Annotated in this window: 14 protein-coding genes; 3 read left to right on the forward strand and 11 right to left on the reverse strand. The window is 64.5% G+C overall.

Annotated features, from left to right (window positions below; all coding sequences use genetic code 11):
* Window positions 1-2: 2 nt before the first annotated feature.
* Entirely contained in the window at window positions 3-428 is a 426-nt protein-coding gene (ndk, locus tag ACQ66H_RS12135; protein WP_008058959.1) for a nucleoside-diphosphate kinase, read from the reverse strand.
* A gap of 254 nt (window positions 429-682) precedes the next feature.
* On the opposite strand from ndk, the gene ACQ66H_RS12140 reads away from it, so the two are divergent.
* From ACQ66H_RS12140 to ACQ66H_RS12150, 3 genes are read left to right on the forward strand one after another with little or no spacing between them, the layout of a single operon-like run.
* Window positions 683-1246 carry a GbsR/MarR family transcriptional regulator gene (locus ACQ66H_RS12140; RefSeq protein ID WP_232419627.1) on the forward strand — a complete coding sequence of 188 codons (564 nt, stop codon included), beginning with the start codon at window positions 683-685 and terminating at the stop codon, window positions 1244-1246.
* Window positions 1247-1255: 9 nt separating this feature from the next.
* On the forward strand, window positions 1256-2641 hold the full coding sequence (locus ACQ66H_RS12145; RefSeq protein ID WP_430434235.1) for a cytochrome ubiquinol oxidase subunit I: 1386 nt from the start codon (window positions 1256-1258) through the stop codon (window positions 2639-2641).
* The gene (locus ACQ66H_RS12150; RefSeq protein ID WP_430434236.1) at window positions 2638-3633 is read left to right on the forward strand and encodes a cytochrome d ubiquinol oxidase subunit II; all 996 of its coding nucleotides are present in this window, start codon (window positions 2638-2640) and stop codon (window positions 3631-3633) included. Before ACQ66H_RS12145 ends, ACQ66H_RS12150 begins: the two co-directional genes overlap by 4 nt.
* Window positions 3634-3680: 47 nt before the next feature.
* Here ACQ66H_RS12150 and ACQ66H_RS12155 read toward each other — a convergent pair whose 3' ends face one another.
* The 10 genes from ACQ66H_RS12155 to ACQ66H_RS12200 form a co-directional block, all read right to left on the reverse strand.
* Window positions 3681-4124 carry a hypothetical protein gene (locus ACQ66H_RS12155; protein WP_430434237.1) on the reverse strand — a complete coding sequence of 148 codons (444 nt, stop codon included), beginning with the start codon at window positions 4122-4124 and terminating at the stop codon, window positions 3681-3683.
* Between the two features lie 310 nt (window positions 4125-4434).
* Window positions 4435-4656, reverse strand: coding sequence for a hypothetical protein (locus ACQ66H_RS12160; protein WP_430434238.1), 222 nt, complete (start codon window positions 4654-4656; stop codon window positions 4435-4437).
* Window positions 4657-5688: 1032 nt separating this feature from the next.
* A complete protein-coding gene (locus ACQ66H_RS12165) occupies window positions 5689-6195 on the reverse strand; it encodes a hypothetical protein (protein WP_430434239.1) in 507 nt (168 codons plus the stop codon).
* Window positions 6195-6500 (reverse strand): hypothetical protein, encoded by a 306-nt coding sequence (locus ACQ66H_RS12170; protein WP_430434240.1) that lies wholly within the window; start codon window positions 6498-6500, stop codon window positions 6195-6197. Before ACQ66H_RS12170 ends, ACQ66H_RS12165 begins: the two co-directional genes overlap by 1 nt.
* Window positions 6497-9463, reverse strand: a complete 2967-nt coding sequence (locus ACQ66H_RS12175) for a sialate O-acetylesterase (protein ID WP_430434241.1) — start codon at window positions 9461-9463, stop codon at window positions 6497-6499. The genes ACQ66H_RS12170 and ACQ66H_RS12175 overlap by 4 nt, the downstream gene beginning before the upstream one ends.
* A 12-nt stretch (window positions 9464-9475) precedes the next feature.
* Window positions 9476-9808, reverse strand: a complete 333-nt coding sequence (locus tag ACQ66H_RS12180; RefSeq protein WP_430434242.1) for a hypothetical protein — start codon at window positions 9806-9808, stop codon at window positions 9476-9478.
* Between the two features lie 17 nt (window positions 9809-9825).
* The gene (locus tag ACQ66H_RS12185) at window positions 9826-10302 is read right to left on the reverse strand and encodes a glycoside hydrolase family 19 protein (protein WP_430434243.1); all 477 of its coding nucleotides are present in this window, start codon (window positions 10300-10302) and stop codon (window positions 9826-9828) included.
* Between the two features lie 17 nt (window positions 10303-10319).
* A complete protein-coding gene (locus tag ACQ66H_RS12190; protein WP_430434244.1) occupies window positions 10320-10472 on the reverse strand; it encodes a hypothetical protein in 153 nt (50 codons plus the stop codon).
* Between the two features lies 1 nt (window position 10473).
* Entirely contained in the window at window positions 10474-10734 is a 261-nt protein-coding gene (locus ACQ66H_RS12195; protein ID WP_430434245.1) for a hypothetical protein, read from the reverse strand.
* A complete protein-coding gene (locus tag ACQ66H_RS12200; protein ID WP_430434246.1) occupies window positions 10731-11120 on the reverse strand; it encodes a hypothetical protein in 390 nt (129 codons plus the stop codon). The genes ACQ66H_RS12195 and ACQ66H_RS12200 overlap by 4 nt, the downstream gene beginning before the upstream one ends.
* Between the last annotated feature and the right edge of the window lie 43 nt (window positions 11121-11163).

Raw genomic sequence — 11163 nt, forward strand, 5'->3', positions numbered from 1 at the left:
TCTCAGCGCGAGTAGACGTTCAGCGCCGGGAAGAAGTAGGCGATCTCGACGGCGGCGGTTTCCGGAGCATCCGAACCGTGCACGGCGTTGGCGTCGATCGAGTCGGCGAAATCGGCGCGGATGGTGCCCGGCGCAGCCTTCTTCGGATCGGTGGCACCCATCAGGTCGCGGTTCTTCAGGATGGCGCCCTCGCCTTCCAGCACCTGGATCATGACCGGGCCGGAAATCATGAAATCGACCAGATCCTTGAAGAAAGGACGCTCGCGGTGCACGGCGTAGAAGCCTTCGGCTTCGGCGCGCGACAGCTGGGTCATGCGGGAAGCGACGATCTTCAGGCCGGCGTCTTCGAAACGCTGGTAGATCTTGCCGATCACGTTCTTGGCAACGGCGTCGGGCTTGATGATCGAAAGGGTACGTTCTGCGGCCATGGGTATCTCCGGTAAAGGCGGCTAGGGAAACGGAAGGACAACCTGAGATTGTACCAATACCGACGCGCCCCGTCTGCCTGCGTGCTGCACCGCAACGCCGACGCGCGGGCGGAGGTTGACACCACCGACGATCACGGATAGACGCCAGCCGCCTTCACGCACGACCGGTCCATACCCGGAGTCACGATCAGATCTTTCCGAAATTTCAGTATTTTCTGAAATTTGATTTATATTAACAGCCGTTCAGATAGCACTTGAAAAGTCCGAAGACCATGACACCGCTGGTACATAGCTTCGTTGCGCACTTCGGCGAGATGGGCAGCCGCTGGGGCATCAACCGCACGGTTGGCCAGATCTACGCCCTCATCTTCGTGTCGCCGAAGCCGCTGTGCGCCGACGAGATCGCCGAGACGCTGTCCTATTCGCGATCGAACGTCAGCATGGGGCTGAAGGAGTTGCAGTCCTGGCGGCTGGTGAAGCTCAAGCACGTGGCGGGCGACCGCCGCGAGTATTTCGAGGCACCGAGCGACGCCTGGGAAATCTTCCGCACGTTGGCCGAAGAGCGCCGACGGCGCGAGATGGAACCGACCTTGTCGATGCTGCGCAGCGCGCTGCTCGAAACACCGAGCTGCGAGGAAGACAGGGTCGCCCAGGAGCGCATGAAGGGCATGCACGACCTGATCGAACTGATGAGCAACTGGTTCGACGACGTACAGAGACTCGACGCCCAGACATTGGCCAAGCTGATGCGGATGGGCGCAAGAGTCCAGAAACTGCTGGAACTGACCGGCCAGCTCAAATCCGGCAGCAAGGAGTGAGACACACCGATGGATCTTGATCCCGTCCTGCTGGCGCGCATCCAGTTCGCCGCCAACATCACCTTCCACATCCTGTTCCCGACGATTTCGATCTCGCTCGGCTGGATGCTGCTGTTCATGCGCTGGCGCTGGCTGAAGACCAGCCACCGGCCCTGGCTGACCGCCTATCGCTTCTGGACCAAGGTGTTCGCGCTCACCTTCGCCCTCGGCGTAGTCAGCGGCATCACGATGAGCTTCCAGTTCGGCACCAACTGGCCGGGCTTCATGGAGAAGGTCGGCAACATCGCCGGACCGCTGCTCGGCTTCGAAGTGCTGACCGCCTTCTTCCTCGAAGCGACCTTCCTCGGCGTCATGCTGTTCGGACATGGACGGGTAAGCGAACGCGTGCACATGCTTGCAACTTTCCTGGTCGCCTTTGGCACGACGATGAGCGCATTCTGGATCCTCGTGCTCAATTCCTGGATGCAGACGCCGGTCGGTTACGAAATCATCAACGGCGAATTCCATGTCACGAGCTGGATGGAGATCATCTTCAACCCGTCCTTCCCCTACCGCTTCGCGCACATGCTGCTGGCCTCCTTCCTCACGATGGCCTTCCTGGTCGCCGGCGTGTCCGCATGGCAGGTGCTGCGCGGCAAGGCCAACGCCTCGACGCCGCTGGCGCTGCGCGCCGCGATCACGCTGGCGGCGGTGCTGATTCCGGTACAGATCCTGGTCGGTGACATGCACGGCCTGAACACGCTGCAGCATCAACCGCAGAAGATCGCCGCGATCGAAGGGGTGTGGGAGACCGAGAAGGGCGCACCGCTGCTGCTGTTCGCGCTGCCCAACGAGACCGAGCGACGCAACGACATGGCCATCGGCATTCCGAAGATGGCATCCCTCATCCTGACCCATGAATGGGATGGCGAACTGAAGGGCCTCAATGAGTTCGAGGCGCACCCGCCGGTCAAGCCGCTGTTCTTCGGCTTCCGCATCATGGTCGCGATCGGCACGCTGATGCTGCTGGTGAGCTGGGCAGGCTGGTGGCTGCTGCGCCGCCGGGGCTGGCAGCCGGAACATGCGCCGCGATGGCTCATGGTCAGCATCGCCGCGATGACCTTTTCCGGCTGGATCGCCACGGTCGCCGGCTGGTACGTGACGGAGATCGGCCGCCAGCCGTGGATCGTGCACGGCCTGATCCGGACGGCCGACGTCGCCTCGACGACGCCGGCGCCGCACATCGCGATCACGCTGGCCGGTTACCTGATCACCTACGTGCTGCTGATCGCCGCATATATAAGTGTGCTGCGCTACATGGCCGAGAAACCGTCCGACAGCTACGACCCTGCGCCCACCGGCGGCGCGGCGATACTGCTCGGTAACCAACCCGCAAAGAAGGAAGGTGGCGCATGAGCTGGGCCGAAATCCTGCCGGTGATCTTCATGGGCCTGATGGGCTTGGCAATGTTCCTCTATGTCGTGCTCGATGGCTTCGATCTGGGCGTCGGCATGCTGCTGCATCGCGCCGACGACGGACAGAAGGACATGATGATCGCGTCCATCGGTCCCTTCTGGGACGCCAACGAAACCTGGCTGGTGCTGGGCGTCGGCATCCTGCTGATCGCCTTCCCGAAAGCGCACGGCGTCGTCATGACCGCGCTCTACCTGCCGATCGCGCTGATGCTGCTGGGCCTCATCCTGCGCGGCGTGGCCTTCGACTTCCGGGTCAAGGCACAGGACACGCACAAGCCCTTGTGGAATTTCATCTTCTTCGCCGGCTCGACCGTCACCTCGGTCGCCCAGGGCTGGATGCTGGGCCGCTTCATCACCGGCTTTGCCGACGGCAGTGCCTACGACCTGTTCGCACTGGCGATCGCCATCGCACTGCCCTGCGCCTATGTACTGATGGGGGCGACGTGGCTGGTGCTGAAGACCGAAGGCGAACTGCAGTCGCGCGCAGCGCACTGGGGGCGGCTTGCGTTGATACCGGTCGTCGTGGGCATGGGCCTCATCTCGCTTGCCACGCCCTGGGTCAGCGATACGGTCAGCGCACGCTGGTTCAGTCTGCCGCAGTTCATCGGCCTGCTGCCGATCCCGTTTGCCACCTTCGCCTGCTTCGTCGCACTGTGGTGGACACTGAACGGCAAACGCGCATTGGGCACGCTGTGCTGGCTGCCCTTCGTCCTGACCGTGGGCGTATTCCTGATGGGCGGACTGGGCCTCGCCTACAGCCTCTACCCCTTCGTCGTAATGGATCGCATCACGATCTGGCAGGCAGCGAGCTCCACCGCTGCACTGAATCTCATCCTTGCCGGCTGCGCCATCACTGTGCCGACCATTCTCGCCTACACCTTCTTTGCGCACCGCGTGTTCTGGGGCAAGGCGACGGAACTGCGCTACGGATGAACAAGGCGGTCCCGCCCGGCGGGCGGGACCGCTGCCGTTCCGGCCGACTAACGCGCCGGAAACACCCAGATTTCCTCGCCATAGTCGAAATACAGCACGACGCCGCTGCCCGCACAGCGTTCCGATGCATCGACCGCCTCGCGCCAACCGACGAACTTCCGTGCCTGTTCGACCGAGGACGTCCAACCCCAGTCCGAGGGCGCAGCAGCAGGATCACAAACGGCGAGAAAGAGCGCTCCACCCTCCTTCTGCACACCGAAACCAAGATACGTCGCATGCTCGGGCACACCGAGCTTCGCCTTCAACCAGGCCACCGGCGCGACCCGTTCCTCCCCGAACTCCGCACTCTTTTTTCTTATGGCCACCCGCTTCTCCTCCCCGAACAAGTCGTGAAACGACTTTGTCATATTACCAAGGTCACTCCACGCCCCTGCACGAAAGAACACCGACGGAATGTGACGAATGGATACACGACGGCCGAAGTCGCGCAAGCCATACGCGTACGATGAAGTGAGGAATGAGGGACGGTAGCCGGTCGCCGCAGAATGCGGCCCGAGAAGGGAAGAACAAAAGAAAAAGGCCAGTCAATCGACTGGCCTATCTCTTTGTTTCTCTGCGGTAAATTGGCGCGCCCGGAGCGATTCGAACGCCCGACCCCTTGGTTCGTAGCCAATTTTTTCAAGCGCGATTTGTGCCGCGGAATCAATCACCTGCAGACGCCTCTCTGTGCTATTCGAGGCGGCGGAGCGCGGACTTAACCCGTTGATTTTCTGACGTTGCCGATTCCCGAATAGCACGGGCTCAGCTGCCTTTGGCACCGACGGCAGGATGCGCCCGACGCACTTCGTCGTGGTCGTCGATATGCCTCAGCGCGCGCCGCGCCAGGTCACCGTGCCGATCACCTTCCGGCCTCTCGGCCGCGATTCTTTTCAGCACGGCGTACATCGTCGGCGCCCCACTCATCAGAAGACCGACTTCGTTCAGGACATGCGACGCCAGAATGCGGCCGTCGGCATCGCACACGACGTGTCCGAGGCCATATTTCACTGCGTGGAAGAACCAGGGTGGGCGCCCTGACATCGGTGCGGGGTCGTCGGGGCTCCATGGGCGCGCCTTGTCATGCTGTATATCCATACAGTAGACAATAACGAGTGAGGTGGCGCGCGTTCACTGCCCACGGCGATTGTCGAATTCGCCGTTTGTGGGCAGTACTTGCTTACAGCGGCATCCCGTGGCCGCTGTGGTAGTTCATTCGGCTATCGCATCGGGAAGAAAGATCGCCCCGGGTGCCTGCTTCGACCGGAAACGCTTGCCCGGCGTCGCGCGGCCGAACTGATTCCTGCCACGCCGGCGTTTTCGCAGGATTCCTCCCCGCCAGCCCATGTGCGGCGCCAATTCCATCCCGCCGGAGCGGGAATTTGCCGCCCGTGCCGCGTGAGCTAGCAGAAAAATCGCGCTTGCGGGTGCCAGAGTGGCTCACTAGAATCGTTTGCAGGTCATGAACGCGGGATATCCCGCATGACCGCAAAGAATGGGGTGGTGACCGACGGAAAGGCCCTATCGGTCACCTGAGCCGCTCAGCACAACAAGCAACTCGTCTGGAAAACGATCCGCCGCGTGCTGAGCAGCTTCACCTCGATCCCAACCGGGCCCGAAGGGAACGACCATGAAAAATGGCCTTCTCAGCACCTTGCCTATCCGTACTGTCGGACGCCGTCACGTTGACGGCCGCTTCGTCAGTCTCGAAGAGGCTTTGGCCAATCCGGACATCTGCTCTATCGAGCGTTATCCGGCTCTTGGTCGTCTGCCTGACGTAAGTTAAGGCAGACAGCCGTCGGACGGGTCACTGTTCGGCGGCTTTTTCACAACACGTTGTGTTGTCGCCAAAACAATAACGCAAATTCGCCTAATTGTGTCTGTTTTTCGACTACGAAATTAGTGCGACTCACGCGCCATCACCCTCTTGTAAGTAGCGCGATCAGCGTACGCACCAACCCGAATAGATCAACGCACATCCGGCGCCAGGCATTGCGGTCAGCGCGCAGCCGGTCGCACTCAGGGCACGACGGCGGCCTGCTCACGGACCCACGCCTGCAAGGCGGTCAGTTGCTCAGCGTTGAGCCGGCACGCAAGGTAGTTGCGCGCGACGGTTTCGGCAGCGGTGTCAGGGGCAACGGGGGTTGCATCAGCGAATCCGGCGGGGTCGGCAGGACCACCGGCGGCGGCGGCGTCGTGCTGCACGCGCCAGCCAGCAGGCAGGCGGCCATCAGGATCACAGGTTTCGCGGACATAGACGGGCACCTCTCGGATGATGGTGTCGCCGGCCTCGCGCACGGTGCGCACACGGTCGGCAAACTTGGTGATGACGCGCGCGGTGACCTCGGCCTGGCGCTGCTTGACGACGGCCACGACGGTCTGTTGGCGGGCGCGCTCGATGTCCCAGCGTTCCTGCACATCAGACGCGCCGCGACCGTAACCCCAGCCAGCGACAACCACGAGCAGGATGGCGACGGCCGCGTATGGCACCCAGCCGGGCAGCGCGCGAGCAAGGAAACTCGGCATCACAGCAGCGCCGGCAGCACGACGAACAGCCCCTGATCGGCCGCCTGTGCCGCGCCGGTCGATTCCCAGCGCCACCAGTGCTCCCCGGGCTCATCCATCGAGACATCGACGTGGTACTGGCCGATGTCGTCACGGACGATTCCGTCGCTCGCGCCGGGCGGATAGGTCTTCAAGGTGGCCTCGGCATCCGCGATGCTGGCCGGCCGGTGCTTGAATGTGACCTCGGTCGGGTCAGCCGGCGCGCCGGCGGCGTCACGAAAGACGCAGCTCAGGCGCACCAGCTGCCCCTGTATGTAATCGCTCATTGGATTGGCTCCACGATGGTTGTGATGGTGGCGGCCCTGCGGTGTGCGCCTACGGCGGACGCGGAGAGGAAGTGCGAGCCCGTGCAGGACACCGGAGGGAGGCCGATCTGTGTGCCGTCGTCGGCGATGCCAGTGCCGAAGGCGCGCACGCGAATGAAGGCGGCGCGACCGCCGAACGCCCGCTCGAGCGCGACGCCAGAACCGGCGCTCAGGACTGCGACAAGGGACGCGCTGCCACCCTGCTGGGCGCCCTCTTCCTGCTTGACGCCAGCCCCGGCGGCAGTGACGGCGACAACAGAGGGCGAGCCACCAACCACGACCTCTGTCGCCAGACCGCCGCCCGCCGCAACGACTTCGACTCTCGAAGCACTGCCGCCGGCGGCGGCACCGTCTTCCTGGGCAACACCGGCGCCCACAGCGGTGACAGCGACGGCTGACGACGATCCGCCCTCGGCGAGTTCGGCCGCGTGGCCAGCACCCACCGCAATGACGTTGACGATGGACGAACTGCCGCCAGCCGCAGCGCCATCCTCCTGCGCCGCGCCAGCGCCTGCCGCCGTAATCTCGACAACGGAGCTCGCGCCTCCTGCTGCCTGCTCCGCCGCGGTGCCTGCGCCGGCTGCGCTCACCTCAACCAGTGATGCGCTGCCGCCGTTTGCGATCTCGGCGGCAACGCCGGCCCCCGTTGCGATGACATCGACCGTGCTGTTTGCGCCACCGCCAGCACCTTCCATCGCGGTTCCAGTGCCGGCCGAGGTAACACTGATGCCGCTGGATGCCCCGCCAGACGCAGATTCGACGGCGTTTCCCGAACCGGCTGCAGAGACATCAATCAAGCTACTCGCCCCACCGGAGAACGAGGTGGTGTAGCCCAGCAGCGCAGCCATGCGCTCGGCGATCGTGATGATCTCGGTGCTGCCCTCGAAATGCAGCGTGTCGTAGGCCGGCGTCGGGTCGTCGAGGTCGAGCACACCTGCGACGTGTTCGTTGCTCGCGAGACTCGCGATGGCTGCGCGCAGCAGCACACCGTTGTCCTTCGGTGTCGGATTCGCCAGGCAGGGCATCGTCAGCACCCACTGCGCGGTCTGACCGGCCGCGGCGAATGCATCCATGATCTCGTCCAGCTTCCCGGCGTAGAGCGTCGGGTCGTAGGCGGTGCCGGTCGCGGTGTCGGCCATCGAGCCCTCACCCTGCCACCACAGCACGTAGCGGAAGCTGCTCAGCTTCTGCGCGGTTGCGAGCATGGCGCCGTAGAGCGTGCCGGTGTTCGTCGGGCTGCCGGCGTTCCACTGGTCGATGTTCGTGCTGCCGCGCGCCGCAGGAACGACGCCGATCGGCACACCGGAAGCCATACCCAGCGTGGCGAGGTGACCGTAGTACGAACCGTCGCCAGCGCCGCCGGCATTGAACGCGGAATACACGGCGTCGCCGGGGATGTGGAACGGCTTGGCCAGCGTCTCGAAATTCTCGCGCCACACGTGTGCGAAATCGAACTCGACCGCCTTCCATGTCGGGTTCGTGTCGGGCGCTACTGGCTGCACATAGCTCGGCGACCAGCCGGCCGCATTGCTCTGCCCGGCGCACAGATACAGATCGCCGACACCGACGTAGGACAGCGCGGCCGAAACAGATGGATTCGCGGCGAAGCGCACCTCGAGCGCGCCCTGCGCCGGTCCCTGCAGCGTGACCGTCTCGTCGAACTCGCCACCGGTCGGCGTCTCATCCAGCGTGGCCCAGCTGCCGCCGTTGTAACGCCACTCGATAGCGCCCTCGGGGTCGCCGTCATACGTACCGGTGACGCGCACGCCGGTGGCCTGGTCAGCACCGTCACGCTGGAACAGGCGGTAATCGACGGCGCCCATTGGGTCCGGATCGGCGCCCGACATCGGCACCGTGAAGGCGATCGCGTCGGCCTCGACCGTGATATTCGCGACATCGGCCGACACGATGCTGGTGTTGTTCCCGTAGCGCGCGCGCAGTGGCGCGGCGGTGGCGACTTCCAGTACAGCCGCGCCTGACCACGTGCCGGATGCGGCGCTGAAGCCTGACAGCGTCACCCACGATGCGCTGCCGTGCTGCACGTTGACGCCGGTCGGAGCCGTACCGGTGTACGTGCCGCTGATCGTGGTGGTGGTCGGGACGGCGCTGTCTGCGGCCGGCGAGGTGATCGCAAGGCTGTCGCTCTCGACCTCGTTGGCTTCCAGCGCCCAGAAGTCGCGGCCGACGTTACGCGTCGCCTCGTCGTCGAGCGACGACCCGCCCCAGAAGCGCACACCGTGAATCGCGACATCGACGACCGCTGTCGTGCTCTGATTCCACGCGATGTAGATCCGCTTCGCGCTGGTGTCCGTCCATGAGGTGCTATCGCTGCCTGCGTTGTAGCGCGCAACGAGGATGCTGGACGGCGTCGCCTCCTGCGTCCAGACATTGGTCACGCCACCACGGCGGCGGAACCACAGAATCACCGTCTTGTTGACGCCGTAGATGGTGGCGGTGACAGCTGTGCCCTCACCGGTCGAACTGTTCGCGTTCAGGAACCAGCCGTTGCCGTTGCTCTCCGAGATCGTCAGGTTGACAAGTGCGGTGCCAGCATCATTGCGGATGACCAGCGCCTTGATGGTGTTCGTGCTAGTCGGCAGCGTCGGCCCGGTCGTGAAGATCAGCGCGACCTGAAAATCGTCTGTGCCGACCTGCATACCCTGACCAGTAAAGGTCAGGTTGCTGTAGCTGCCAGAAGCACCCGAGCCGCCTGGCCGGACACCCTGGATGCCGTTGTAGGTCGGATAGCTGCGATTGCCGCTGACCGTCAGCGACGGCGCGGAGCCACCTCCGTACAGGAACGGCTGGGCCTCCGGCAGGCTGCCCATGCCGGTGAAATCCCAGGCGAGCGTGATCCCCGCCGCCGCCGGATTGTCCGGGTTTCGCGCGAGCGGAAGGGTCCGCTGATCGTGGGTGACAGCCATCGTCTAGACCGATCAACCGGCCTGCACGGTGAAATTGGTGCTCGCCGCAAGCAGCGTGTAGGTGCCGGCATTGGTGAAAGATGCCGGCGTCAGCGCAGCGCCACCGTAGTTCGTGCCGGCCGTGAGCGCCGTGAAGCCGCGCCAGCCCGCCACGGTCGCGCCTGCCGGAATGTCGAACACCTTGTCATCGTCGAGGCTACGAACGCCAGCCGCGCCGGCCCACGTGACCGGGAGGCGCGCGTAGCCGCCTCCACTGATTTCGACACCCGAACCATTGACCAAACCAATGTGGGTGATGAGGCTGGCGCCGTGCGCGGCAAGTGCTGTGTGAAAGTTGTTGTCCATGGTTGTCTCCGAGGGGGTTAAGCGGCCAGGACCTGCTTGGCCGTGGTGAGGTAGCGACGGCGGTCGTCGAGACCCGCGAGGCCTGGGTTGATCTTCTTGGTGACGGCTCGAAGGTCGTCGGCGTCAGCCAGCGGGCCGATGCGCCGGTCTGTCCAGTACCAGCCGGCGACGCGCGCGCCGACATCCGGGTCCATGACGATCTCAGGCTGCTCGACCAGCGGCAGGCCAAGCGCCTGGCCGGCGCGCGCGTAGTTGCTGCGGCCGGTGATCTGGATCGGGCCGCGGCCGCGGTAGCGCCATCCGTCGCCGCTGGACTCGACGCCATTGCCGTTCTTGCCGGCATAGGCGCGATTCGCGAGCAGGACGGGATTGCGAACGAAGCCGCGCGCGAACTCGATCTCCTCGGGGTTGACGACACGGTCGCCGTCAAGATCGAAGCTGCTCCGGAAGATGCGTGCGATGCGCTCGGGGTCGGTGTAGTTGAGGTTCTCCACCAGCCGCGAGAACTCCGTCACTCGTGCGCGAGCTGTGCAAGCCAATGGGCGGCCTGCAGCTTCGACTCGATCGCGAATTCGCGCATGGCCTCGTTGAGCGCACGTGACCAGGCGATGGTGTCGGGACAGCGTGGCGCGATGCGCAGCAGCTGGATGGGCGTGATGATCATGTCAGCCTCCCGCGCGCCGATGGCGGTGCCGGCGCCTGTCGAAGACGATCACCGCCGCAAGCCCTGCGAGCAGTGCGAGTACGGCCCACGGCCGTTGCAGCGGAACAGCCACGGCGCCGACGCCCATGAGCGAGGCGCCCACGGCAAAGCCCAGATGCCGCCACCGCGGCCAGCCTTGACGTGTCGTGCGGGTGACGATGCAGAGCGCGCGCACGAAGACGGGGATTGCGCACAGCACCGCGAAGAGAACGTAGAGGTTCATTTCTGCTCACCTCCCCTGCCCTCCGCTGCCCGTTCCGCTCTCCGTTTGAGCACCGGCCCCACCGAGGGCACCAGAAACCCGATCACCAGCGCGATCGGCATGCGCAGGCTTTCCACGTTCAGCAGCGTCTGCATGCGGGCCGGAAGGCTGGACCACATAGCGACGGCGAGCAGGCCAGACAGGACGCCGCAAACGAGCGCGCCAGCGATGACCGACGCTGCCGCGCGGCGCATGCTGTTCAGTTCGTCGAACCACGCAACGGCGATGAATGAGCCGATCAGGCCAAGCAGCAGAGCATCGATCTGCGCGCCCAACATGACGGCCGGTAACAGCGAGATGGCGGCACCGCCTGCCGCGCCTCCCGCAGTGGATGTCGGTTCAGTCACTGGCCTCTCCGGAAAATGAAAAGGCCGCTCGAAGGCGGCCTGG

The sequence above is a fragment of the Methyloversatilis sp. genome (assembly GCF_965284615.1).
Lineage (GTDB): Bacteria > Pseudomonadota > Gammaproteobacteria > Burkholderiales > Rhodocyclaceae > Methyloversatilis.

Excerpts from the sequence above, each read along its gene's own strand:
- ACQ66H_RS12180 (WP_430434242.1), bottom strand. The coding sequence starts at position 9,808 with ATGGACAACAACTTTCACACAGCACTTGCCGCGCACGGCGCCAGCCTC.
- ACQ66H_RS12165 (WP_430434239.1), bottom strand. The coding sequence starts at position 6,195 with ATGCCGAGTTTCCTTGCTCGCGCGCTGCCCGGCTGGGTGCCATACGCG.
- ACQ66H_RS12175 (WP_430434241.1), bottom strand. The coding sequence starts at position 9,463 with ATGGCTGTCACCCACGATCAGCGGACCCTTCCGCTCGCGCGAAACCCG.
- ACQ66H_RS12170 (WP_430434240.1), bottom strand. The coding sequence starts at position 6,500 with ATGAGCGATTACATACAGGGGCAGCTGGTGCGCCTGAGCTGCGTCTTT.
- ACQ66H_RS12190 (WP_430434244.1), bottom strand. The coding sequence starts at position 10,472 with ATGATCATCACGCCCATCCAGCTGCTGCGCATCGCGCCACGCTGTCCC.
- ACQ66H_RS12150 (WP_430434236.1), top strand. The coding sequence starts at position 2,638 with ATGAGCTGGGCCGAAATCCTGCCGGTGATCTTCATGGGCCTGATGGGC.
- ACQ66H_RS12145 (WP_430434235.1), top strand. The coding sequence starts at position 1,256 with ATGGATCTTGATCCCGTCCTGCTGGCGCGCATCCAGTTCGCCGCCAAC.
- ndk (WP_008058959.1), bottom strand. The coding sequence starts at position 428 with ATGGCCGCAGAACGTACCCTTTCGATCATCAAGCCCGACGCCGTTGCC.
- ACQ66H_RS12195 (WP_430434245.1), bottom strand. The coding sequence starts at position 10,734 with ATGAACCTCTACGTTCTCTTCGCGGTGCTGTGCGCAATCCCCGTCTTC.